The sequence below is a fragment of the Ferribacterium limneticum genome (genome assembly GCF_020510585.1).
Lineage (GTDB): Bacteria > Pseudomonadota > Gammaproteobacteria > Burkholderiales > Rhodocyclaceae > Azonexus.
In genome coordinates this window covers 599,033-622,410 of the sequence record NZ_CP075190.1, presented here as the reverse complement: position 1 = coordinate 622,410, position 23,378 = coordinate 599,033, and the positions used below count along the sequence as shown (strand labels likewise).

General features: G+C 61.4%; 18 protein-coding genes. 7 read left to right on the top strand and 11 right to left on the bottom strand.

Features of this window, described 5'->3' with window-relative positions; translation table 11 throughout:
• Nucleotides 1-5 precede the first annotated feature (5 nt).
• The 4 genes from KI613_RS02960 to KI613_RS02945 form a co-directional block, all read right to left on the bottom strand.
• Nucleotides 6-2,234 carry an arginine/lysine/ornithine decarboxylase gene (locus KI613_RS02960; RefSeq protein WP_226403734.1) on the bottom strand — a complete coding sequence of 743 codons (2,229 nt, stop codon included), beginning with the start codon at nucleotides 2,232-2,234 and terminating at the stop codon, nucleotides 6-8.
• 71 nt (nucleotides 2,235-2,305) lie between these two features.
• Entirely contained in the window at nucleotides 2,306-2,872 is a 567-nt protein-coding gene (gene dcd, locus KI613_RS02955; RefSeq protein ID WP_226403733.1) for a dCTP deaminase, read from the bottom strand.
• 71 nt (nucleotides 2,873-2,943) lie between these two features.
• On the bottom strand, nucleotides 2,944-4,035 hold the full coding sequence (apbC, locus tag KI613_RS02950) for an iron-sulfur cluster carrier protein ApbC (protein ID WP_226403732.1): 1,092 nt from the start codon (nucleotides 4,033-4,035) through the stop codon (nucleotides 2,944-2,946).
• Between the two features lie 78 nt (nucleotides 4,036-4,113).
• Nucleotides 4,114-4,797, bottom strand: coding sequence for a response regulator transcription factor (locus tag KI613_RS02945; protein WP_226403731.1), 684 nt, complete (start codon nucleotides 4,795-4,797; stop codon nucleotides 4,114-4,116).
• Nucleotides 4,798-4,992: 195 nt separating this feature from the next.
• On the opposite strand from KI613_RS02945, the gene metG reads away from it, so the two are divergent.
• Together metG and KI613_RS02935 are read left to right on the top strand one after the other, a co-directional pair.
• On the top strand, nucleotides 4,993-7,083 hold the full coding sequence (gene metG / locus KI613_RS02940) for a methionine--tRNA ligase (RefSeq protein ID WP_226403730.1): 2,091 nt from the start codon (nucleotides 4,993-4,995) through the stop codon (nucleotides 7,081-7,083).
• 415 nt (nucleotides 7,084-7,498) lie between these two features.
• Nucleotides 7,499-7,831 carry a DUF4007 family protein gene (locus KI613_RS02935; protein ID WP_226403729.1) on the top strand — a complete coding sequence of 111 codons (333 nt, stop codon included), beginning with the start codon at nucleotides 7,499-7,501 and terminating at the stop codon, nucleotides 7,829-7,831.
• Here the strand turns inward: KI613_RS02935 and KI613_RS02930 are convergent.
• Nucleotides 7,828-8,022: a ribbon-helix-helix protein, CopG family gene (locus tag KI613_RS02930; RefSeq protein WP_226403728.1), complete on the bottom strand. Its 195-nt coding sequence runs from the start codon at nucleotides 8,020-8,022 to the stop codon at nucleotides 7,828-7,830. The two genes, KI613_RS02935 and KI613_RS02930, sit on opposite strands and share 4 nt — an antisense overlap.
• 105 nt (nucleotides 8,023-8,127) lie before the next feature.
• Here KI613_RS02930 and KI613_RS02925 point away from each other — a divergent pair, with 105 nt between their 5' ends.
• Nucleotides 8,128-9,819: a SulP family inorganic anion transporter gene (locus KI613_RS02925; protein ID WP_226403727.1), complete on the top strand. Its 1,692-nt coding sequence runs from the start codon at nucleotides 8,128-8,130 to the stop codon at nucleotides 9,817-9,819.
• 11 nt (nucleotides 9,820-9,830) lie between these two features.
• Nucleotides 9,831-10,169: a zinc ribbon domain-containing protein YjdM gene (locus KI613_RS02920; RefSeq protein WP_226403726.1), complete on the top strand. Its 339-nt coding sequence runs from the start codon at nucleotides 9,831-9,833 to the stop codon at nucleotides 10,167-10,169.
• 61 nt (nucleotides 10,170-10,230) lie between these two features.
• On the opposite strand, the gene KI613_RS02915 is transcribed toward KI613_RS02920, so the two are convergent.
• The 5 genes from KI613_RS02915 to KI613_RS02895 are packed head-to-tail and all read right to left on the bottom strand — an operon-like array spanning nucleotide 10,231 to nucleotide 19,192.
• A complete protein-coding gene (locus KI613_RS02915) occupies nucleotides 10,231-11,688 on the bottom strand; it encodes a complex I subunit 4 family protein (protein WP_226403725.1) in 1,458 nt (485 codons plus the stop codon).
• Nucleotides 11,685-13,187, bottom strand: coding sequence for a complex I subunit 4 family protein (locus KI613_RS02910; RefSeq protein WP_226403724.1), 1,503 nt, complete (start codon nucleotides 13,185-13,187; stop codon nucleotides 11,685-11,687). Before KI613_RS02910 ends, KI613_RS02915 begins: the two co-directional genes overlap by 4 nt.
• A complete protein-coding gene (locus tag KI613_RS02905) occupies nucleotides 13,184-14,710 on the bottom strand; it encodes a proton-conducting transporter transmembrane domain-containing protein (protein ID WP_226403723.1) in 1,527 nt (508 codons plus the stop codon). The genes KI613_RS02910 and KI613_RS02905 overlap by 4 nt, the downstream gene beginning before the upstream one ends.
• Nucleotides 14,707-17,745 carry a DUF2309 domain-containing protein gene (locus KI613_RS02900; protein WP_226403722.1) on the bottom strand — a complete coding sequence of 1,013 codons (3,039 nt, stop codon included), beginning with the start codon at nucleotides 17,743-17,745 and terminating at the stop codon, nucleotides 14,707-14,709. The genes KI613_RS02905 and KI613_RS02900 overlap by 4 nt, the downstream gene beginning before the upstream one ends.
• Nucleotide 17,746: 1 nt before the next feature.
• On the bottom strand, nucleotides 17,747-19,192 hold the full coding sequence (locus KI613_RS02895) for a complex I subunit 4 family protein (protein ID WP_226403721.1): 1,446 nt from the start codon (nucleotides 19,190-19,192) through the stop codon (nucleotides 17,747-17,749).
• A 202-nt stretch (nucleotides 19,193-19,394) separates the two neighbouring features.
• On the opposite strand from KI613_RS02895, the gene KI613_RS02890 reads away from it, so the two are divergent.
• The 3 genes from KI613_RS02890 (at nucleotide 19,395) to KI613_RS02880 (ending at nucleotide 22,329) form a co-directional block, all read left to right on the top strand.
• Nucleotides 19,395-19,994 (top strand): peroxiredoxin, encoded by a 600-nt coding sequence (locus KI613_RS02890; protein ID WP_226403720.1) that lies wholly within the window; start codon nucleotides 19,395-19,397, stop codon nucleotides 19,992-19,994.
• 136 nt (nucleotides 19,995-20,130) lie between these two features.
• Nucleotides 20,131-20,718, top strand: a complete 588-nt coding sequence (locus KI613_RS02885; RefSeq protein WP_226403719.1) for a response regulator — start codon at nucleotides 20,131-20,133, stop codon at nucleotides 20,716-20,718.
• A 93-nt stretch (nucleotides 20,719-20,811) separates the two neighbouring features.
• Nucleotides 20,812-22,329, top strand: a complete 1,518-nt coding sequence (locus tag KI613_RS02880; protein ID WP_226403718.1) for a methyl-accepting chemotaxis protein — start codon at nucleotides 20,812-20,814, stop codon at nucleotides 22,327-22,329.
• Between the two features lie 137 nt (nucleotides 22,330-22,466).
• Here the strand turns inward: KI613_RS02880 and KI613_RS02875 are convergent, their stop codons facing one another.
• A complete protein-coding gene (locus KI613_RS02875) occupies nucleotides 22,467-23,159 on the bottom strand; it encodes a PEP-CTERM sorting domain-containing protein (protein ID WP_226403717.1) in 693 nt (230 codons plus the stop codon).
• Between the last annotated feature and the right edge of the window lie 219 nt (nucleotides 23,160-23,378).

The window sequence follows — 23,378 nt, the reverse complement described above, 5'->3', positions numbered from 1 at the left end:
GCCATTCAGCGCACGCAATCCACGTAATAACGTCCGTCAGCGCCCTTGACCAGACCGTGGACGTCGGTCTCGAAGCCGGGGAAGCGAGCATTGAATTCGCGGGCAAACTTCAGGTAGTTGCAGATCGTCGCGTTGAAACGCTCGCCCGGAATCAAGAGCGGGATACCCGGCGGGTAAGGCGTCAGCAACACGGCCGTGACGCGCCCTTCCAGTTCGTCGACCGGCACCCGTTCGATGTCGCGGTGCGCCATCTTGGCGAAGGCATCGGCCGGACGCATGGCCGGCACCATGTCCGAGAGGTACATCTCGGTGGTCAGGCGGGCCACGTCATTCTGCTTGTAAACGCTGTGAATCTGCGTGCATAGGTCGCGCAGGCCGACGCGCTCGTAGCGCGGATTCTTCTGCACAAACTCGGGCAGCACCTTCCACAGCGGATGATTCTTGTCGTAATCGTCCTTGAACTGCTGCAGCGCAGTCACCAGCGTGTTCCAACGGCCCTTGGTGATGCCGATGGTAAACATGATGAAGAAACTGTACAGGCCGCACTTCTCGACGATAACGCCGTGCTCGGCCAGGTACTTGGTGACGATGGCGGCCGGGATGCCGAATTCGTCGGCGAAATCGCCATCGACGTCGAGGCCCGGGGTGATGATCGTCGCCTTGATCGGGTCGAGCATGTTGAAGCCGTCGGCCAGATTGTTGAAGCCGTGCCAGCGCTCGCCCGGCTTGAGCATCCAGGCTTCGCGTTCCTCGATACCTTCTTCGGACAAATCGTCCGGCCCCCAGACCTGGAACCACCAGTCGGCGCCCCACTCCTCGTCAACCTTGCGCATGGCGCGGCGAAAATCGAGAGCTTCGGCAATCGATTCCTCGACCAGTGCCGTACCAGCCGGCTCCTCCATCATCGCCGCGGCGACATCGCAAGAGGCGATGATGGAGTACTGCGGCGAGGTCGAGGTGTGCATCAGGTAAGCCTCGTTGAAGATGTCGCGGTCGAGCTTCTGGTTCTCGGCATCCTGGACCAGAATCTGCGAGGCTTGGCTCAAACCGGCCAGCAGTTTGTGCGTCGACTGCGTCGAGAAAATCATCGACTCCTTGCAGCGCGGACGGTCGGCGCCGATGGCGTGGTAATCGCCGTAGAAATCGTGGAAAGCCGCATGCGGCAGCCAGGCTTCATCGAAGTGCAGCGTATCGATCTTGCCGTCCAGCTCCTGCTTGATGTCCTCGACGTTGTAGAGGATGCCGTCGTAGGTCGACTGGGTAATTGTCAAAACGCGCGGCTTGGCGGTCTTGTCGGTAATGAACGGGTTGGCGGCGATCTTCTTCTGGATGTTCTCCCAGAGGAATTCGGACTTCGGGATCGGCCCGATGATGCCGAAGTTGTTGCGCGTCGGCATCAGGAAGACCGGGATCGCCCCGGTCATCATGATGGCGTGCAGGATGGACTTGTGACAGTTGCGGTCGACGACCACGATATCGTTCGGTGCCACGGTCGAATGCCAGACGATCTTGTTCGACGTCGAGGTACCGTTGGTAACGAAGTAGAGGTGGTCGGAATTGAAGATGCGCGCCGCGTTGCGCTCGGAAGCAGCAACCGGGCCGGTGTGATCAAGCAACTGGCCAAGTTCCTCGACTGCATTGCAGACGTCGGCACGCAGCATGTTCTCGCCAAAAAACTGGTGGAACATCTGGCCGACCGGCGACTTCAGGAAAGCAACGCCACCGGAATGCCCCGGGCAATGCCAGGAATACGAGCCGTCCGCCGCATAATGAACCAGCGCCCGGAAGAAGGGCGGGGGCAGCGAGTCGAGGTAAGCACGGGCTTCGCGCTTGACATTGCGGGCGATGAATTCTGGCGTGTCCTCGAACATGTGGATGAAACCGTGCAGTTCGCGCAGCACGTCGTTCGGAATGTGGCGCGAAGTGCGCGTCTCGCCGTGCAGGAAGATCGGGATTTCGGCATTGCGGTTGCGGATTTCCTTGACGAAGGCGCGCAGCTCGGCCAGCGTCTCTTCCGGCTCAAGCGCCAGCTCCTCGTCGTCAATCGACAGGATGAAGGCCGAAGCGCGGCTCTGCTGCTGGGCGAACGAGGTCAGGTCGCCATAGCTGGTAACCCCCAGCACTTCCAGACCTTCCTTCTCGATGGCTTCGGCCAGCGCCCGGATGCCGAGACCGGAGGTATTCTCCGAACGGAAGTCTTCGTCGATGATGATGACGGGGAAGTGGAAGCGCATGTTGAATCCTTAAAATGCGGCGACCCGCCGCAGCGGGTCACAGAATAAGACGATTTCGTTACGGTCTGACGTCAGATTTTCGGCAAAGTAACACCGACCTGCCCCTGGTACTTGCCACCACGGTCCTTGTACGACGTCTCGCAGACTTCGTCGGACTCGAAGAACAGCACCTGGGCGCAACCTTCGCCGGCGTAAATCTTGGCCGGCAGTGGCGTCGTGTTGGAAAACTCCAGCGTGACGTAGCCTTCCCACTCGGGCTCGAAGGGCGTGACGTTAACGATGATGCCGCACCGGGCGTAGGTGCTCTTGCCAAGGCAGACGGTCAATACCGAGCGCGGAATGCGAAAGTATTCCATCGTGCGGGCCAGCGCAAACGAGTTCGGCGGGATGATGCAGACATCGGACTCGATCTCTACGAAGGACTTCGGATCAAAGTTCTTCGGATCGACCACCGTCGAGTTGATATTCGTGAACACCTTGAATTCGCGGGCGCAGCGGATATCGTAGCCGTAGCTGGAGGTACCGTAGGAAACAATTTTCTGACCATTGGCTTCGCGCACCAGCTCTGGCGAAAACGGCTCGATCATGCCGTGCTCTGCCGCCATCCGGCGTATCCACTTGTCTGATTTGATGGTCATTTTTCCGGTTCCGCTCGACAAAAAACAAAGGCGGGATTTTACCCGCCTTTGTTGGCCACCATGTATAAAAATCAGGTGTTCTGCACAACGATATTGGGGAATTTCGAGGTCATGTCCTTGGCCTTCTCGCCAATCTTGATCGCGATACGACGGGCAATGCCGCGATAGATCTCGGCCGTACGCGAATCCGGCGCGCCGACCACGGTCGGCTTGCCGCCATCGGCCATCTCGCGAATCGCCAGTTCCAGAGGCAAACTGCCGAGGAATTCAGTGTCGTAGTCAGCACACATTTTCTCGCCGCCGCCTGAGCCGAAAATATGCTCTTCATGGCCGCACTTCGAACAGATGTGGATGCTCATGTTTTCGACGATGCCGATGATCGGAATATTGACCTTCTCGAACATCTTCAGCCCCTTGCGCGCGTCGATCAGCGCGATGTCCTGCGGCGTGGTGACGATCACGGCACCGGTCACCGGCACCTTCTGGGCCAGTGACAACTGGATGTCGCCGGTACCCGGTGGCATATCAACGATCAGGTAATCAACGTCATTCCAGTTGGTCTGACCCAGCATCTGGTCCAAGGCCTGAGAGACCATCGGGCCACGCCAAACCATCGGCGTTTCGACATCGACCATGAAGCCGATCGACATGGCTTGCACGCCATAAGCCTCCAGCGGCTCCATGCTCTGGCCATCCTTTGACTCCGGCTGCTGACCGGCCAGGCCAAGCATTTGCGGCTGCGACGGGCCATAAATGTCGGCGTCGAGAATACCAACCCGGGCGCCTTCCTGAGCCAGTGCCAGAGCGAGGTTAACTGCTGTCGTACTCTTGCCGACGCCGCCCTTGCCGGAAGCGATGGCGATGATGTTCTTGACGCCCGGCAATAGCTTGACGCCGAGTTGTACGGAATGGGCGACGATTTTGCTGAAGACATTGGCCGAGACGTTACCGACACCCGGGAGCCTACGCACGGCAGCGATTACCTGCTGGCGGATCGGATCAATCTGGCTTTTTGCCGGGTAGCCCAGTTCGATGTCGAACGACACATCGGCGCCATCAATTTTCACATTCTTGACCGCCTTGCCGGCGACGAAATCCTTGCCGGTATTGGGGTCGACCGCAGCAGAAAGCGCAGCCTTGATTTGCTGTTCTGAAAGACTCATGGAAACTCCGGTTTTGGGATGAGCAACGGGCAATACCCGAGTGATTTTGTCCAGTATACCCGAAACCATTGGCTGAAATCAGCCCTGATGGACGTTATCCAGGCGATAGCCCTGACCATAGACTGACGACAGCATCAGCCCGCTTTCGCCGGCCAGCCCAAGTTTTTTGCGCAGGCGGCTGGCATGCGTATCAACCGTACGCGTATCGACCCCGGCATCACGCGCCCAGACGCTGGTCAGCAGCTCATCGCGTGACAGCACGCGACCGACGTTGTGCAACAGGATGACGGCCAGTTCAAACTCGCGCTGAGTCAGATCGACCTCGACGCCGGCCAGCTTGATGCGCCGACCTTCCATGTCGATCTCGATGCTGCCAAACTGTACGGTCACCGCGCGTGGCTGGCGGCGGCGCAGCAACGCGTGAATCCGCGCCATGAATTCCATGTAGCGGATCGGCTTCGGAATATAGTCATCGGCACCGAGGCGCAGGATGTCCGATGCAGCCTCTTCATCGGTGCGGCCCGTGCAGAAGACAACCGGAACGTCCCAACCGTACTTTTCGCGCACATGCCGAAGCACTTCGTCGCCGCCAATGTCAGGCAAAATCCAGTCGATGATGAAGAAATCGAAACTTCGCGTCTGTAGCGCCTCGATGCAGGATTTCCCGTCCGGAAACACTTCGACCTGATGCCCCTCGCTCTTCAACAGCGCCTTGAGCACCTCAGCCTGGCTTCTACTGTCCTCGACCACCGCAAAATTCATAACCCCTCCCATTTCGCCGCGATTCTGCTCCGATCATGCCTCTTCGGCAATGATCGATCGATCATGTTTTACCAATCAAGCATACTAGTTTACGTTCTGTAACAATTGCCAGCGAATAGGCCTTGGGGATTTGTGAATCGCCTCCCTGCTTCCTCGCGGTAAAATTGCCCTTTATTTTTCCAGCCTTGCCCATCCATGTCGCGCAAAATACTCGTCACCTCCGCCCTGCCCTACGCCAACGGCGCCATTCACCTTGGCCATCTGGTCGAATACATCCAGACCGATATCTGGGTGCGTTTCCAGAAGATGGCCGGCAACGAATGCTGGTATGTCTGCGCCGACGACACGCACGGCACGCCGATCATGTTGCGCGCCGAAAAGGAAGGCATCACGCCGGAAGCCCTGATCGCCCGCGTCCATGGCGAGCATTCGCGCGACTTTGCCGGCTTTGGCGTCGGTTTTGACAATTTTTACAGCACGCACTCCGACGAAACCCGTGAATGCGCCAACGACATCTACGGCAAGCTCAAGGCCGCCGGCCTGATCGAAACACGGACCATCGAGCAGTACTACGACCCGGTCAAACAGCTATTCCTGCCTGATCGCTTCATCAAGGGCGAATGCCCGAAATGCGGCGCCAAGGACCAATACGGCGACAACTGCGAGTCCTGCGGTGCTGCCTATGCGCCGACCGACCTCAAGGAGCCGTATTCCGCCATCTCCGGCGCCAAGCCCGAACTTCGCACCTCCGAGCACTACTTCTTCAAGCTGTCCGACCCGCGCTGCGAGTCTTTCCTGCGCCAATACACCAGCCGCGACAACGGCGTATTGCAGAACGAAGCCGCCAACAAGATGCAGGAATGGCTGGGCGCCCCTGGTGAGAACAAGCTGACCGACTGGGACATTTCCCGCGACGCCCCGTACTTCGGCTTCGAGATTCCCGACGCGCCGGGCAAATACTTTTACGTCTGGCTCGATGCACCGATCGGCTACATGGGCTCCTTCAAGAACCTGTGCAGCCGGAACGGCCTCGATTTCAACGAATACTTCAAGCCCGATTCGACGACTGAGCTCTACCACTTCATCGGCAAGGACATCCTCTACTTCCACGCCCTGTTCTGGCCAGCCGAACTGCAACACGCCGGCTACCGCACGCCGACCAAGATCTTCGCGCACGGCTTTCTCACGGTCGATGGCGCCAAAATGTCGAAATCGCGCGGCACTTTCATCACCGCCCAGAGCTATCTCGACACCGGCCTCAACCCGGAATGGCTGCGCTACTACTATGCCGCCAAGCTGTCGGCCAGCATGGAAGACATCGACCTCAACCTCGAGGATTTCGGCGCCCGGGTGAACTCAGACCTGGTCGGCAAGTACGTCAATATCGCCAGCCGTTCAGCTGGTTTCATCGCCAAACGCTTCAACGGCCAGCTCGCCCCTGCCGCTGCCGACCTGCCTGCCATCAAGTCCATTCAGGAAGCGGCCAGTCGCGTTGCCGAACTCTACGAAGCCCGTGAATTCGGCAAGGCCATGCGCGAAATCATGGCGCTGACCGACGCCGCTAATCAGTACGTCGATAGCGTCAAGCCCTGGGAACTGGCCAAGCAGGAAGGCAAGGAAGTCGAGCTGCACGCTGCCTGCACCAATGCGCTCAATCTCTTCCGCCTGCTCACCGTACTGCTCAAGCCTATCCTGCCGGTGGTCGCTGGCAAGGTCGAGAAGTTCCTCAACATCGCGCCGCTCAACTGGACCGACACGCAAAGCCTGCTCGCGGCCGGCCATGGCATTAATGCCTACGAGCACCTCATGACGCGCGTCGATCCGAAACAGATCGAAAAACTGGTCGAAGCCAACAAGGAATCGCTGGCCCCGACTCAGGAGCAGCAGTCACCGCAGCGCCACGCCGAGCATCAGCAGAACGAGGTAAAGTCCGAAAGCCCATGGGAGCCGTTCTGCAACATAGACGACTTCATGAAGGTGGACCTGCGCATTGTCCGCATCGCCAACGCCGAACACGTCGAAGGTGCCGACAAGCTGGTGCGTCTGACGCTTGATGTCGGTAAAAACGAAACGCGCAACGTCTTCGCCGGCATCAAGGCCGCTTACGATCCGGCGCAACTGATCGGTCGCCTGACCGTCATGGTGGCCAATCTGGCACCGCGAAAAATGAAATTCGGGTTGTCAGAAGGGATGGTTTTGGCCGCATCGGACACCGAGGACAAAACCTCCGGAATTTTCCTTTTATCGCCCGATTCAGGTGCTCAGCCCGGGATGCGAGTGAAATAAATTGACACCGTCCGAAACGGTTGGCGCAGCAAGGAATCGCCTGCTGCGCTGCAGCAAAATTGTGACACAACTTAAGGTATCACTTTAACTTAGCTAGCCAATCTAGCTACATCGTTTAGGCTTTTTGAACTATCCACAAAAACTGTGGATAAGTCTGTGAATGAATCAAGGGGTAAGTCGCTAAGTGACCGTTACACAAGGATTTTCCTTACCCTGCCCGAAACTTGAGCTCAAGCCTAAGCGGTTGATTTTAAATGAAATATAATTTCACACCCTAATCTGGCAAATCTATCAGCCAGACAGAAAAACCCAGCACCAAATCGCCCCAACTCTGTGCATAAGTCAAGCCTCGACTTTTGCTTTGTCAAGACTATTTGATAAATATCAACAAACCGATCAACTACCGGCCAAGCACATGCTCAATCGATCCAATCGCCCACCCCGCCCGACCCTGACCGGCCCGATATTTCTCTATGCGCTGGTCGACATGTTTGGCCTGGCCTGCGTCGGTATAGGAGCCAGCTGGTTTGCCGCCGGCAAGGGGGCGATTCTGGCCAATTTTCCGACGTCGACCGTCGAAGCAGTAGCGTGCACCGCCGGCGGGGTTGCCGTCATGCTGTGGGCGGTGGTGCATATTCTGCGCGAACTGGCCAAGCAGTCGCCGCAAATGCAGGCCAAGTTCGATGCCTATATCAGCGCAAATCACCCGGACAAGGTGCGCAAAGCGCCTGAAAACGAACAGGACTAGTCGCCAGCCTTGCCGCTCGGCTTGAGCCACGCCGGCAACTCGCGGTCGCCGGCATTTTCGATGATGTACTGGCGCACCAGGCGACGGACAACCTGGGATGAAGTCAGGTCCTTGGCCGCGCAGATTTCCTCAAAGATTTTCTTTTTCTGAGGATCGATCAGGATGGTCAAACGGGCTGTGCGTTTCTCCATGATTCACTCTTGTTTGATTCGTGTTGCATCATATTAACATGTGATTAACATTGACGATTAACACAGTGCTCATATAATGCTGCGCTTACCCTCCGAGCGCGCGTCATGAAAATCGCCTTCCACCCCAAGATTCTGGATTGCCTGCCGACTTATAACCGGGCGCAACTCGGGAAGGACGTCGCAGCGGGAATCACGGTTGGCGTACTGGCCCTGCCACTGGCCATGGCTTTCGCCATCGCCTCGGGCTGCTCTCCGACCGCGGGCATATGGACAGCCATCGTTGCCGGCCTGATCACCTCGGCACTGGGCGGCTCACGGGTGCAGATCGGAGGCCCGACCGGCGCCTTCATCCCCATTGTTTACGGCATCGTCGCCATCCACGGCTATGCCAACCTGATGGGCGCCACTATTCTGGCAGGCTTTTTTCTCCTCGCCATGGGCCTCGCCCGCATGGGACAACTGATCCGCTTCATCCCGGTCACTGTCGTCATCGGCTTCACCAACGGCATCGCCGTCGTCATCTTCCTCGCCCAGATCAAGGATTTCTTCGGCCTGCAAATCGACAACCTGCCGGCCGAGTTTTTCCATCGCATCAAGACCCTTGCCGCCTACGCCCATACGGTCGACCTGCCGACACTCGGCCTGGCCTCGGCCTGCTTCGCCTTCCTGCTGTCGTACAACTGGCTGGCCCAGCGCATCACCTTCCTGCGCCGCGCTCCCGGCCCGCTCGCCGTGCTGCTGGTCGGCACCCTGGTCTCCTACCTGTTCGATCTGCCGGTGGAAACCATCGGCAGCCGCTTTGGCGGCATTCCGCAGGAACTACCCAATTTCGGCCTACCTGATTTGTCGATTCATGATTTCGGCAAACTGATCTCGCCGGCGATCACCATCGCCTTGCTCGGCGCCATCGAATCGCTGCTCTCGGCGCGCGTCGCCGACAGCCAGATTGACGACCGGCACGACCCCAACCAGGAACTGGTGGCCCAGGGGCTGGCCAATATCGCCGCGCCACTGTTCGGCGGCTTTGCGGCGACCGGCGCCATCGCCCGCACCTCGACCAACGTCAAGTCCGGCGGCCGGACGCCGATCGCCGGCATCACCCACGCCATCGTGCTGATCGGCATCGTGCTCGTCGCCGCGCCGCTCGCCTCCTACGTGCCGCTCGCCACGCTGTCCGCCATCGTCATGGTCGTCGCCATCAACATGGGCGAATGGCACCAGTTCGTCGAGTTGCGCCGCTACACCTACAATTACCGGATCATTCTGCTCGCCACCTTCTTCGTGACGGTGGTATTCGACCTGACAATCGCCGTCGAGCTGGGCATGGTACTGGCCAGCCTGTTCTTCATCTACCGAATGTCGGAACTGACCCGTATCGAACGCCGCCCCCTGCGCGAAGAAGCGTCCGAGCCACAATTTCTCTATCCGGACGGGACGATGCGGGTCGCCGCCTGGCAACTGTTCGGCTCACTGTTCTTCGGCGCGGTCAACAAGCTCGAAGCGCTGCTCGACCCGGCAGCCGGGCATCCGGAAGTCGTCATCCTAGACATGACCCAACTGATCCAGCTCGACACCACCGGCCTCGAAGGCCTCGAAAACCTGCTCGATCAGCTAAAAAAACGTCGCTGCTCGCTGCTCGTCTGCGGCCTCAACTCCCAGCCGGGTTCGCTGCTCTACCGCTCGGGATTCGTGGACCACCTGGGCGACGATAACGTCCTGCCCGACCTGAGCGAAGCCCTCAAACGCGCCTACATCCTGTTGCCCAACCTGATGGGCAACTCCGAAGAAGATTACTGAAAGGAAACACCATGAGCGGCTTGCCGAACTGTCCGAAGTGCAAATCGGAATACACCTACGAGGACGGCACGAACTACGTCTGCCCGGAATGCGCTCATGAGTGGAGCAAGGATGCTGGCGAAAGCACCGAGCAGGCCCGTGTCTGGAAGGACGCCAACGGCAACGTGCTGCAGGACGGCGACTCGGTCACCGTCATCAAGGATCTCAAGATCAAGGGCTCGTCGTCGGTCGTCAAGGTCGGCACCAAGGTCAAGAACATCCGCCTGATCGACGGCGACCACGACATCGATTGCAAGATCGACGGCATCGGCGCCATGCAACTCAAGTCGGAATTCGTCAAGAAGGCCTGATTTTCAGACTTTCACGGTCAACCGGAAATTTTGGCCAAAATTAAGATCTTCCGGTTGACGCTTAGCGCCCCAAACCCGCCGCCCACGCTTCAGCCGCCGGCCTGACGATCTCGATCCACGGCCCGGGGTTGATGCCAATGCCGACGATCATGACGATGAGCGCCACCAGGACGGCCCATTCGCGCGGCCGCAGGTCGCTGGCATTGGCCACCGCCGCCCGGCTTACCGGGCCGAAAAAGGCTTTTCGATAGAGCGACAGGAAGCCGCCGGCCGCGATGGACAGGCCGAACAGTGCAGCCATGCCGGCACCGGTGTGGCTTTGCAGGGCGGCGATGATGAGCATGAATTCGCCGGGAAAGCTGCTCGTGCCCGGCATGCCGACCCCAGCCAGGCCGCAGATCATGAAGCCGGTGGCGAGCATGGGCATCGTTTTGGCGGCGCCGCCCAGCGCGTTGACGTCGGTTGAACCGGTGCGCTGACGCAGAAACTCCAACAGCACGAACGCCCCACCGGTCGCCACCGAGAAGCTGAGCAATAACGACACCGCGCCCTGCGCCGCCTGCGCCGTGTAGGAAGCCAGGCCAAGCACGGCCAGCCCGACGTGGCAGATGCTGGCGTAGGCCAGGCCGAGGCGCAGGTTGCTCTGAGCCAGCATGCCGACCGCGCCGTAGAGGATGGCCACAGTGCCCAGCCCGGCGAGCAGCCAGTGCAGGTCAAGCGCCGCCTGCGGGGCGAGCGGGATGGCAAAGCGGATCAGGCCGAAGGCGCCGAGCTTGAGGCCGACGATCAGGGCCGTCAGCGAACCGGGCGCGGCCAGCGCGAATTGCGGCAGCCAGGTGTGGAGCGGAACGAGCGGCACCTTGGCGCCGAAACCGATCAGGCAGAGCAGGAAAACCGCCGTTTGCGTCGACCGCGGCAGCGGCGCGCCGAGCAGGACTGTCAGGTCGAACGTCAGCACCGGCTGGCCGGTGGCGAGGATGACGAAAGCGATGAGCAGCGGGATGCCGCCGGCCAGCATGATCAGAAAATAGCGCGCCGCTGCGTGGGTGCTGCCGCCTGTCACGCCCCAGCGGCCAAGCAGGAAATAGAGCGGGACCAGCGTCAGTTCCCAGAAGACAAAGAACAGCGCGGTATCGAGCGCGCAGAAAATACCCAGCGTCGCCATCTCGAACAACAACAGCAGGCTGTAATGCAGGCGCGGCGCGTCGGGCACCGCATTCCAGCTGGCAACCAGCGAGCCAAGGAAAAGCAGCGCCGTGGCCGGCAAAAAGAGTACGGAAATGCCGTCGACCGCGACCAGGTAATGAATATTCAGGCTGGCGATCCACGTCACCCGTTCGAGCAGCTGAAAGCGCACTCCGGCCGGGTCGTAGGCGACCAGCGCGGCGGTGGCCAGGGCCAGCGTGACGAGCATGGTGAAGGCCACGACATGGCGGGTCGCCCGCGCCGGCAGCAGCCAGATCGCCGCGATGCCGGCGAGCGGCAGAAAAAGGAGCAGGGAGAGCAGCGGCAAACTCATCGCACGAACCTCGCCGCGGCGGCCTGGCTGGCCGTTTCGGTCAGATACAGCCAGGGCTCGGTGAAGAAACCGATGGCCAGCATGGCGGCCAGGGCAATGCCGCAGACGACGTATTCCATCGGCAAGGTACGGTCGACATCGTGGCCGCCCGCTTTCGCCTGCGACAGGAAAGCCCGCTGGAAAGCCCAGAGCAGGAAGCCGGCCGCCGCGACGTTGCCAAGGGCCGTGGCCACCGTCGGCAGGGCGCCGAATTTGTCGATGGAGGCTTCGAGAATGAGGTGGGCCGCGTCGAAACCCGGCGTGCCGGGCATGCCGACGATGGCCAGGCCAAAGGTCAGGAAGGCGATGGCGAGGAAGGGAATGCACTCGAACAGGCCGGAAAGTTCGTGCAACTCGGTCGTCCCGGTGCGCCGGAAAACGAAACCGACGATGAACCACATGCCGGTCACCGCCAGCCCGAAGTTGGCGGCGAGCAGCATGGCGCCCTGGATGCCCGACTCGTGCAGGCTGAACAGGCCGATGACGAGCAGGCTGGTGTGACTGACCACGGCGAAGGCGAGCAGGCGGCGCAGGTTGCTTTGCTGAAAAGCCAGCGCCGCCGTGAAAAAGACGCCGGCCATGGCGAAGCCGACGACGTAGGGCTGCCAGGTTTCGACCGCCGCCGGGGTCAGCGGCAGGACGAAACGCATCATGCCGTAGATGCCGACCTTGACGCCGACCATCAGCGCCGGGGCAACGGCGATCAGGCCGTGCTGCGCCATGTTGGGCAGCCAGCCGTGCAGCGGGAAGAGCGGCGTGCGCACGGCCAGCCCGTAGAACAGCAGGTAGAAGGCGGCGGTCTGGAACTTGCCGACAGGCACGGCGCCAACTAGGTCGAAGAGATCAAAGCTCCACCGCCCGCCGGTCGCCTCGGCGTGGCCCCAGCCGAGGACCAGGCAACCGGCCGCAAAGAGCACCCAGCCGAAGGCCTGATACTGGACGAAACGGGCCAACGCATGGATTTCAGCCCGCGACGAGGCCCAGCGGCGGAGGAGGAAAACCACCGCCCACAATTCGAGGGCCGAGAAGGCGGCGAACCAAGCCACATTGACCGTCACCAGCATCCCGACCAGCCCGGCTTCGGCCAGCAGCAGCACGGCAAACAGCCGGCCCGGCGAGATCATGCCGCGGCTCATGCCGTACAGCGTCATGAGGAAGGTCAGCAGCGCCGCGAGCAGCAAAAAGAGCAGGCTCAGGCCATCGACCGCGACATGGTAGGCCAGCGGTGCGAAGCGTTCGGCCAGTTGCAGGGCGGGCAGGGTCGGGTTGATGTGGCTGACGGCGACAATGCAGAGCAACAGTTCGCCCAGCGCGAAGACCTTGCCAAGCGTGACGCCGGTTCGCCGCTCGTCGAAGGCATAAACCACGGCCGCGCCGAGCAGCGGCAGCAGTTGCAGGACGAGGAGCAAGGGCAGGCTGGCCTGCTCGGTCCAGAAGATTTCGGTCAGGCCGCTGGTCACAGGATCACCACGAAAGTCGCCATCACGGCCATCATCAGATAGCGCGGCTGTTCAAGCAGATTTTCCAGCGTCCGCAGGTAGGCGCCGGCCCGGTGCATGAGCTTTTCGGCGGTGCCGCCCTTGCCGCGCAGCAGCAGGCGATATTCGATGCGTTGCAGGACATCCGAGGCCCAGGCCAGCAGGCGCCCCGGCAAACCATCGGCGACGACCAGCGGGCGGTCGGCATGGACCGCCTTGCCCTGCCCCGGCTGGCCGATGGCGTGGTCGATGAAATGCTCCTCGAAGGCGTGCGCATCGCGCGAGAAGGATGCCGTCGGCTGGACGAACAGCGTATCGGCCAGCTTGTCGAGCCAGAAACGTTGCAGGGCGGCGGTGTACAACAACTGATTGTTGCGTAGCCAGGCCGGCGGCGGTGGCGGCCGCTCTCGGGTGATGACCAGCCACGATGGCGCGACGAGGAACTGCCAGACCCGCCAGCCGGCATGCAGGCAGAGGTGGACGAGGGCCAGCGTCGTCCAGCCGAGGCCGATGGCGACGAACATCAGCGAGACCTGGAAGAGCGTGGCAAAAATCAGCGCCGACTTGACGTCGGTCTGCACCAGGCCGCACAACCAGGCGTAGATCGCCGTCAGCGTGCCAGCGACAACGAGGCCGAACATGACGTCCGGCACCTGGACGAGCAGCGGTTCGAGGCGCAGCATCAAATAGACGCCGGCGTGGACCATGACCGCGCCGTAGAAAATGGCTGACGACGGCGTCGGCCCTTCCAGCGCCTTGGTAATCCACGCCGAGAACGGCAGTTGCGCCGACTTGGCGAGCGCCGCGATAACGAAACCGATGACCAGCAACCGGTCATTGACGACGCTGATCTGCGAGGCTTTCGACAGCAGCGTCCACTCGAAACCGCCCAGCCAGGTGGCGGCAAGGCCGAGGGCGAGCAGAAAGCCGGCGTCGCCGCCACGATTGGTGACGAAGGCGAACAGCGCATTGCCGGTCGCCACTGGCCGGTGCCAGGCATAGCCGATGAGCAGGAAGGACGAGACACCGCACATCTCCCAGCCGACGAAGGCAAGCAGGCCGTTGCCGGCGAGCAGCACGATCTGGATGCCGGCCAGGAAGAAACTGAGGGCGATGAAGAAACGGTGGAAGCCGGCCTCGCGGTGCAGGTAGTTGGCCGAGAAGCGCATGACCAGCCAGCCGATCAGGGCCGTCAGCGTGCCCAGCGTCAGCGACAGCGGGTCGAGCATGAAGGAGAAGGTCGCCTCCCAGTTGCCGTTGCCGAACCAGTGGGCAAGGCGAAGGTGGCCGGGCGGGGCGTCGATCAGTGCCAAAGCATCGATGCCCAGCAACAGCACCAGCCCGCCGAAGGCGGCGAGCGACGACAGCCTGGCGGTCAGCGGCTCGGCGGCATCGCCGGTGGCCGTGCCGAGCAGGACGCGGGCAGCGTTGATGACGACGGCGACCAGCGGCAGGACGGGGACGAGCCAGATCCAGTTGGGGAGAATTTCGAGCAGCGGGATCATCGAAGGCCTCCGAGAATGATGGCCGGCGCCAGCGCTTCCAACTCACCGGCAAACCAGTCGGCCGAATGCGCGACCTGCGGCAGCACTGCCGAGCCGGACCACGGCAGCCAGCCGCGGCGCGGGCAGTAAAGTTCGATTGCTGCGGTCGACGGGGATTTTGCGGCCAAAACGATCCATTCCTTGTTGATCAGTTCCTGCAGCGGCGGCTGGCGATTGAGGATGGCGGTCAGGCGCTCCGTGGTTTGTTCGACGACAACAAGCAGGCGCATCGGCTCGTGGATTTCGACCATCTGCCAGGGCAGGCCGGTGCGCAGGTCGGAATCGGCGCCTTCCATGACACCGAACAGGCCGGTGATGTTGTGGGTGATTTTCGAGCCGCAGCCGAAATGTTCGTTGTCGACTGTCGAGAAATAATACTCAAGCGCGATGCCGGCGCCGACCGGCCCGGCGGCGAGCAGGATGCCTTCGACGATGCTGCCGTCGTCATCGCCCGTCGGGTCGTAGGAAATCAGGAATACGCGGCGGTCGAGGAAGAGGCCGCGACTCATTTCGCGCCGGCCAATGAAGGCTGCGGCGTTGGTGGCGTGGCCCAGTTCCGGCCGCGCCTGGGAAATGTCGCAGGCCCGGCCGAGCATGTGCTGGCGTGCCTTCCACGGCGTCGGGCGCACTGGCGCCGAGGCCAGGCGCCGGCAGCGCTCGGCCGCATGGGCCCGGCAGGCTTCGCCGATCTGGGCCAGCAGCGTGTCGAGCGCAGCATGGAAGCGCTCCGGCACGGCTTCGAGGTCGTACCACTCGACACCGTCGTCGCAGGTGTTGTGCTCGGCGGCGATGAACCAGCAGGTGTCGGGAATCGACAGGCCATGCTCGGCCAGCCCGGCGCGAACCTCGGGGCGATTGGCCATGGCCGCGAAGACCCGCGCATTCGGCCCGCCATGCTTGCCGGAACAGGCACCGCAGTCGTAGGCCGAGAGGTGGGGATTGTTCTGGCTGCCCGAGCCATGGCCGAAGATCAGGACGAGCGGGGCGAAATTGCCGGTCAGGCCAATCATGCGCAGGAAGTCTTCGACGCACTTGATCTGCTCGGCGTCGGTCAGGCCAAGTTGCGGCTGCTCGGGCGTCGCCTCGACTTGTTGCTCGGTGGTCAGCTGGAGCCGGGTCGGCAGTCGGCCGTCGTATTGCTCGCGCCAGCGCCGCGCCGTTTCGGCGAACCAGCCGGGGGCCAGCGTCACCGCCGTCAGCGCGGTCAGCGCCGGCAGACTGCCCAATGCGGTCAGAATCGGGCCGGCCACGGCGCGTCGGCGTGTCGCCTGATAGAAAAGTTCGCGCCAGTGCAGGCGTCTTTCGCGGCGGGCGGCGCGCTGGCCCTCTTCGATTTCGGCACCGGCGACGCCCAGTTCGCGGACGAGTTGCGTCGGCCGCACGACCACCGGGCAGAGTGCCGTCCGGCCAGCATCGTCCAGCCCCTGCCAGTAGATCGGCACGCCGAAGAAGCCGACGGCGCCATAGGTGACGATGTCCGGGGCGATTTCTTCGAGATGGCGGCGGGTGCCCTCCTCGCGGTCGTCCATGCACATGACGACCTGGGCCGATGGCGCGGCCGGCGCGCTCTGCCGCGGATGGTTGGCAGTCAGTGCCGCGAACAGTTGTTCGCGGTAATGGCGTTCGTAAGCGAGCAGCCAGATCTGGCTGCGCTGCTCGCTGGCCAGGCTGCCGGCGCAAGTTTGCAGGGCGACGACTTCTTCGCGGCTCAAGGTTTCGAGGTCAGCCAGCGTCAGGCCGAGTTGCCGGCTTAGCGCGGCCAGTTGCCAGGCAGCGCTATCGGCCTGCGCGGCACGCATGGCCAGGGCTATGGCTTCGGCCAGATGGCGCCACTCGTCGACATCGACATGCCCATTGCGCGCCAGATCGACCAGGCAGGCAGTGCGACCTTGCAGTTCTTCGGGCAGCCAGGCTTGCTGCCGGGCATCACGAACGAGGAATTCCTCGGGACGGGCGGCGTAGTGTTCGGGCAACTCGGCCAGTTGCATCGGCCCACCGGTCAGGCGGCGCAGCAGGTCGTCAGTGAGCAGGCGTTCGAGCAGGACGCGCACGGCGAGGTAATCAAGCATGGCCACCGGCGTGCCGTCGCCACGGCCGGGATTGCGGCTGCGCCAGAGGAACATGCCGGACCAGCCGGGCAACTCGAGGCTCAGGCGCTGCAGGTAGCCGGGCCACAGGCTTTCGTCGGCGATCAGGCGCGGCAGTTCTTCGAGCAGGACGTCGATCGGGCTGTCGGGAAGGTGCAGGATTTCGTCGCGGACATTGGGCAGTTCGTCCATTTCCCAGGCCAGATCGAGTCCGGCGCTGGCCCGCCAGGCGGCGAAGAAGCCCTCCCCCTGCGCCGGATTGCGCCAGGCCGCGACGCCGAGGTCGAGATGCGCCGCCAGATGCCGTTGCAGGATGCCACGGACGCGCTCGAGCACATCCTCGCCGCTCAGGTGTTCAAGCAGGCTGCGCCAGGTCCAGGATTTGCCGACCCGGCCGCAGAGTTCGGCCCAGCGGGCCTGGGCGAGCGGCTGCCAGGGCTGCGCATGGGCTGCGGCGGGCACTTCCACGGTCAACCGGAAAAAATGGCCAAAAATGAAATCGTCGGCGAGCGCTGTTTCACGCTGCAGCCAGCCCAGCCGGCTGGCATCGGGCGCTTCGTTGCCGGCGAGCAGGCTGGCGAGCAGGACATCGCGCCGGCTCAGGGCGCGGATCAGCGGCTCGTCGAGATCGGCAACGCCGAAATCTTCGAGGGCGGCGTTGAGGTCGTCAGCGCTGATGCGCCCGCTGGCCAGACACTCGCGAAATTTCGCTTCCGGCCACCAGGTCGTCGCCCCGGTCAGCGCACTGGCCGCCGTCAGTGCTTCGGCGAAGGGCAGATGCTGGAAACCGTGCAGGGTATTGTGGTGCACGAAATCGCGAATCGGCGCCTGCGCCGGCAGCACATGGGTCAGATGTTCGACCCAGTGGGCCAGGCGCTCGCCGATGGGCAGATCGTGTTCGGCGTTCATCTCATGTCCCGAACAGGCGGGCAACCTGACCGACACTGCCGGCGATCAGGTCGAGCAAAGGCGCCGGCCAGATGCCGAGGCCGAGGATGCACACCGCCAGAATCCCGGCCGCCACGGCTTCGGTTCGCGTCATGTCGGGCAGGTCCATGGGCTTGCCTTTCAGGCACAGGCGACCGATGACACGCAGGCTGTACGCCGCGCCGATGAGCATGGCGAGACAGAGGATCAGCACCCAGCCGCCCCAGCGCTGATAGCCGCCGACCAGCGCGTGCAACTCGGCGATGAAGCCGGCGCTGCCCGGCAGGCCGATCGCGGCAAGCAGCCCGAAGGCCGTGAAGAAGGCGAAGCGCGGCGCCTTGCCGAGCAGTGAGCCGTAATCGGCCAGGTCGCGGCTGTGCGTGCGCTGATATAGCAGGCCGACGATTAGAAAGAGCAGGCCGGCGGTTAGCCCGTGCGCCACCATCTGCATGACGGCGCCGGTCAGGCCGGTGACGTTGAGCGTGGCGATGCCGAGCAGCACGACGCCCATGTGCGAGATCGACGAATAGGCGACCATGGCTTTGAGATCCTGCTGCCGCCAGGCCAGGATGCCGCCGTAAAGGAGGCTGATGAAAGCGATGATGGCCAGCCAGTCCTGCGTCGCCAGCAGCGCAGCAGGCAGTGTTTCGGCAGCGCGAATCAGCCCGTAGGCGCCCATCTTGAGCAGTACGCCGGAGAGCAGGATGGAAACAGGGCTGGGCGCCTCGACGTGGGCCAGCGGGAGCCAGCCGTGCAGCGGAAAAACCGGCATCTTGACGCCGAAGCCGATGAAGAAGCCGGCAAAGATCAGCAATTGCGTATTGAGCGGCAGGCCACGCCCTCCCTCGGCCATGTCGGCCATGGCAAAACTGTGGCCGGGCGCCGCGTCATATAGAAAGAGCAGGGCGACGAGCATGAACACCGAACCGCCCAGCGTGTACAGAAAGAAGTTGAGTGCCGCACGCTGCCGGTTCGGCCCGCCCAGCCGGTCGATCAGGAAGAACAGAGGGAGCAGCGTCGCTTCCCAGAAGACGTAGAACAGCGACCAGTCGCGCGCCGTAAAGACACCGAACATCGCCGACTCAAGCAGCAGCACCAGCACGAAATAAAGTCGCGCCCCCGCTTCCATACGCCGCGACATGAGCACGGCGATCAGCGAGAGCAGCGCCGTGAGCAGCACCATGGCCAGGGAAATGCCATCGACGCCAAGCGCAAAATAGGAACCAAGCCGGCGATTCCACGCCCGGCTCTCGAACATCTGCAGCGCCGGCCCGGCCGCATCAAACTGCCCGGCCAGCCACAGCGAATAACCCAGCGCCCCCAGCGCAAAAGCCATCGCCACCTGCCACAGCGGCAAAGCGCGACGCACCGGCAAAACGGCCAGCAGGACCGCCCCCGCCACCGGCAGAAAAACCAGCACCTTCAGCATCTCCCGGCCCCTCCGCCAGTCTGCTCGGCTATCATTATTTTCATGCTGTAATTATGCCAGCGACCCGCGCTTTCCGGACAAGCCATGCCGCATCCCGCTTGGGCTGTCGGCGCGAAAATACCCGTTTGACACGTCATGCCCGCTTGGTTAAATTGCCTGTTTCCCCCCAACCCACAAACCCATCACTACAAGGAGTTCCCCCATGGCCGTTCTCGTTGGCAAGCAAGCCCCGGATTTCACCGCCACCGCCGTATTTGGCAACAATGAAATCAAGGAACTGAAGCTGTCCTCCTTCAAGGGCAAGCCCGTTGTCCTGTTCTTCTACCCGCTCGATTTCACGTTTGTGTGCCCGTCCGAGCTGATCGCCTTCGATCACCGGCTGGAAGAGTTCAAGCAGCGCGGCGTCGAAGTCATCGGCGTTTCCATCGACTCCCAGTTCACCCACCTGGCCTGGAAGAACACCGCCATCAAGGACGGCGGCATCGGCCAGGTCGGCTACCCGCTGGTCGCCGACGTCAAGCACGACATCTGCCGCGCCTACGACGTTGAGCTTGAAGCTGCCGGCGTTGCCCTGCGCGGCTCCTTCCTGATCGACAAGACCGGTGTCGTCATGCACCAGGTCGTCAACATGCTGCCGCTCGGCCGCAACATCGACGAAATGCTGCGCATGGTCGATGCCCTGCAATTTTTCGAGGAGCACGGCGAAGTCTGCCCGGCTGGCTGGAACAAGGGCAAGCCCGGCATGACTGCGTCAACCGAAGGTGTTGCCGCCTACCTGGCCAAGAACGCCAAGAAACTGTAATCCCCGCATTTGCCCACTGGCTGGGCATCCGTGGCAAAAACCCGAGGGCTAACACGCCTCGGGTTTTTTTTATTGTAGTTTCGCGCGATTACAGGATAAAATTTGGCGAATTTGTAATTTCAGCAAAGACAAAATCATGGCCGATTCCGAATATCTCAGCACCCGGCAAGCAGCCCTCCGTCTGGGTGTTTCCTTGGGCACCGTTCAGAACATGGTTGAGAGCGGTGCACTCGAAGCGTGGAAGACCGCCGGCGGCCATCGCCGCATTCCGGTTGCCTCAGTTGACGCCCTGCTCGCCCGTCGGCGCAACCTGACGCCGAGCGCTCAGGAATACAACGGCCAGATCGAGGTCCTCGTCGCCGAGGACGACCTGACCCTGCAAATGCTCTACCAGATGACCGTCGATAGCTGGAATCTGCCGATCAAGCTGCGCATCGTCGCCAACGGCTTCGACGGCCTGCTGCAAGTCGGCCAACGCGTTCCCGATATCCTGATCGCCGACCTCATGATGCCGGGCATGGATGGGTTCGAAATGATCCGCCGCCTGCGTGCCAATAACGATCTGGCCCGCATGGACATCATCGTCGTCAGCGCCATCGACCGCGACGAGATTCTCGAGCGCGGCCTGCCGTCCGACATCACCATTTTCGGCAAGCCGATACCCTTCCATGAAATCAAGGGATTCATCCTCGGCCGCCTCGCTTCACGCCAGCGCAGCACCTAAAAAATAAATAATGACGCCGCCCGAAAAAAATCGGGAAGACGATCACCATTGCACCGCAATCCCGTCCACTAAAAAAGATTCAGGAGACACATCATGGGATTTTTTGGCAACAGCCGCGCTCTCGAGAAGATTGACCGCGACATCGCGGCGATCGCTGACGGTAGCGCTGACCTTTCGTACTCGGTAGGGCATTCCGGCAGTGATGCTGCCGGGCGTATTTCCGGCAACATCAACCGTTTTTTCAGCCGCGTCCGCGGCCTCATTTCGCATGCCCGCGAGCGCAGCGTCAGCATTGCCGCCGATGCCGCCCGAATGAACAGCCAGGTGCAACAGACCGATGATGCGGTGCGCCGCCAGGAAGCTCTGGCCGCTAATGTCTTCGAGTCGAGCAACCTGGTCAATCAGGCAGTCAGCGAAGTGGCGAGGAATTCGGACGCGATCCAGGCATCGACCAAGAACAACCTCGACCTCGCTCAGCGCTCGCTGGAGCAGATGGAAACCGTGGCGTCGACCATGCGGTCGACCAACGCACACATCGATCACTTCTCGGCAACGGTCGCCGAACTGCATACCAATTCGATGAAGATCGACCAGATCGTCTCGCTGATCAACGACATTTCGGACCAAACCAACCTGCTGGCCCTCAATGCCGCCATCGAGGCCGCCCGGGCTGGCGAAGCTGGCCGCGGTTTTGCCGTAGTCGCCGACGAAGTGCGAAAACTGGCGGAAAAGGTCAAGACGGCAACCCAGGTCATCGGCCAGAACACCCAGTCGATGATCAACCTGGTGTCTGACACCTCAGCCAAGACGCAGACCATCGTCGGCGAAGTGACGCGGGCCAACGGCTACATCGAAACCTCGGCGGCAGACCTGACGACCATGGTCGCCGACTTCAAGCAGACCACCGAGCAGTTGTCGTCCATCTCGGCGGCAATCTACAACCTGCGCGAGAGCAATCAGACGATCCACCACGAAGTCGAAGGCATCCGCGACCATTCGCGCGACATTTCCGGGCGCATGAAGCAATGCCTGGACAGCGCCAAAACCCTGCGCGAATCAACCGAAGACCTGCAATGCACGCTGGCCGATTTCCGTACCGGCAACAGCATGTTCGACACTCTGCACGACAAGTGCGCCGGCTTCCGCGACAACGTCACCGCCGTGCTGCAGAAGTTGGCCGACCGCGGCGTCAATGTCTTCGATCAGGCTTACAAGGAAATCCCCGGCTCCAACCCGAAGCGCTACACGACGGCCTACGACAGCCAGTGCGACGGGGAACTGACCCGCATGTACGATGACCTGTTACGCGACGTGCCCGGCCTGACCTATTCGCTCTCGGTCGATACCAACGGCTACGCACCAGCCCACAATGGCGTCTTTTCCAACCAGCCGAGCGGCGACCCGGCCGTAGACCTGGTCAAATGCCGGCACAAGCGGATGTTCAACGACCCGGTCGGCCTCAAGCTGGCCAAGAACCAGAAGTCCTCGCTGTTCCAGACCTACGTCCGCGACACCGGCGAAATCCTGGCCGACCTCTCGATGCCCATCCTGATCGGTGGCCGCCACTGGGGCGCCGTGCGCATCGGCTTCAAGACCGATCTGGTCAAATAGAATCCGACGCCAAGGCCAAGCAAAAACAAGGGCAGCCGCCGACGGTTGCCCGACGGATACACAAAAAAGCCTCTTGCACGCAAGAGGCTTTTTGCTAACTACGCCATCCAGCCGGATGGCGTCATCAGACCAATCTTTCAGACACCATTCCGGCGGCGACGAACCATGGCGCCAACCACACCCAAGCCGGCGAGCAGCATGGCAAAGGATTGAGGTTCTGGAACAGCCGTCACGTTGACATCAAGGATAACGTTGCTTTTGGCGATAGAGGCATAACCATCGCTTTCTGCAAACGCCCATGCACCAAGCTTGTCGGTAATGCTCACCGTTGCTTTTCCGGTAGACAACAGCGCGCCTGCCGAAGCATTCCATGATGAAGCTTCCAGATCTTCAAATGTGGTGCTATTGCTTAGTGGGGAAGACAGCGCAACAGCCTTGGTTACGGTGGAGCTCGTATTTACCAAATCCTGAACCGTCAAACTGCCACCCAGAGACACTTTGGAGCCATCACCAAACTTGAGGTAAGTACCGTTTTCGCTCAGATTGAAAGCGCTCAAGGTATACCCGGCATCAGCGGTAATAGTGAAGGCCACAGTAGAACTGGCCAGCTTCATGCCAGAAAAGCTTTCCACACTAAATGCGTGGTCACCACTCGGAGCAAAGGAAATACCCGAAGCGGTAAGCGTTGGAATGCCGAACATGCCTAAGGCAGCATCATCGTAGCTAATGGTGTAGTTGCCGGCGTCCAGCGTCTGCGTTGCAGCCAGCGCGCTGGTTGAGATCAAGGCCGTGGCGATTAACGCGGCCAGCGGTTTAAGTTGATTGAACATTAGTACTCCTGCAAAGGACTAGTGAAAGAAGACGTGCTTGCAACGACAATGCAAACGGAATGTCATACTAGCAACGAAAATCCCAATGTCAATAATATTTTTGCATAGCAACATGTCGCAATCTAGCGACAACTATTTAATTTTATTGTGCATTTTATATAGGCACTAAAAATATACTGCAGTGCAATATTTAATATAAATGACATTGTCACCGACAAA

Coding starts and splice junctions, on each gene's coding strand:
- KI613_RS02890 (WP_226403720.1), top strand. CDS start 19,395: ATGGCCGTTCTCGTTGGCAAGCAAGCCCCGGATTTCACCGCCACCGCC.
- KI613_RS02880 (WP_226403718.1), top strand. CDS start 20,812: ATGGGATTTTTTGGCAACAGCCGCGCTCTCGAGAAGATTGACCGCGAC.
- KI613_RS02875 (WP_226403717.1), bottom strand. CDS start 23,159: ATGTTCAATCAACTTAAACCGCTGGCCGCGTTAATCGCCACGGCCTTG.
- KI613_RS02900 (WP_226403722.1), bottom strand. CDS start 17,745: ATGAACGCCGAACACGATCTGCCCATCGGCGAGCGCCTGGCCCACTGG.
- KI613_RS02920 (WP_226403726.1), top strand. CDS start 9,831: ATGAGCGGCTTGCCGAACTGTCCGAAGTGCAAATCGGAATACACCTAC.
- apbC (WP_226403732.1), bottom strand. CDS start 4,035: ATGAGTCTTTCAGAACAGCAAATCAAGGCTGCGCTTTCTGCTGCGGTC.
- KI613_RS02885 (WP_226403719.1), top strand. CDS start 20,131: ATGGCCGATTCCGAATATCTCAGCACCCGGCAAGCAGCCCTCCGTCTG.
- KI613_RS02895 (WP_226403721.1), bottom strand. CDS start 19,192: ATGCTGAAGGTGCTGGTTTTTCTGCCGGTGGCGGGGGCGGTCCTGCTG.
- KI613_RS02945 (WP_226403731.1), bottom strand. CDS start 4,797: ATGAATTTTGCGGTGGTCGAGGACAGTAGAAGCCAGGCTGAGGTGCTC.
- dcd (WP_226403733.1), bottom strand. CDS start 2,872: ATGACCATCAAATCAGACAAGTGGATACGCCGGATGGCGGCAGAGCAC.
- KI613_RS02930 (WP_226403728.1), bottom strand. CDS start 8,022: ATGGAGAAACGCACAGCCCGTTTGACCATCCTGATCGATCCTCAGAAA.
- KI613_RS02925 (WP_226403727.1), top strand. CDS start 8,128: ATGAAAATCGCCTTCCACCCCAAGATTCTGGATTGCCTGCCGACTTAT.
- KI613_RS02915 (WP_226403725.1), bottom strand. CDS start 11,688: ATGAGTTTGCCGCTGCTCTCCCTGCTCCTTTTTCTGCCGCTCGCCGGC.
- KI613_RS02960 (WP_226403734.1), bottom strand. CDS start 2,234: ATGCGCTTCCACTTCCCCGTCATCATCATCGACGAAGACTTCCGTTCG.
- metG (WP_226403730.1), top strand. CDS start 4,993: ATGTCGCGCAAAATACTCGTCACCTCCGCCCTGCCCTACGCCAACGGC.
- KI613_RS02935 (WP_226403729.1), top strand. CDS start 7,499: ATGCTCAATCGATCCAATCGCCCACCCCGCCCGACCCTGACCGGCCCG.
- KI613_RS02905 (WP_226403723.1), bottom strand. CDS start 14,710: ATGATCCCGCTGCTCGAAATTCTCCCCAACTGGATCTGGCTCGTCCCC.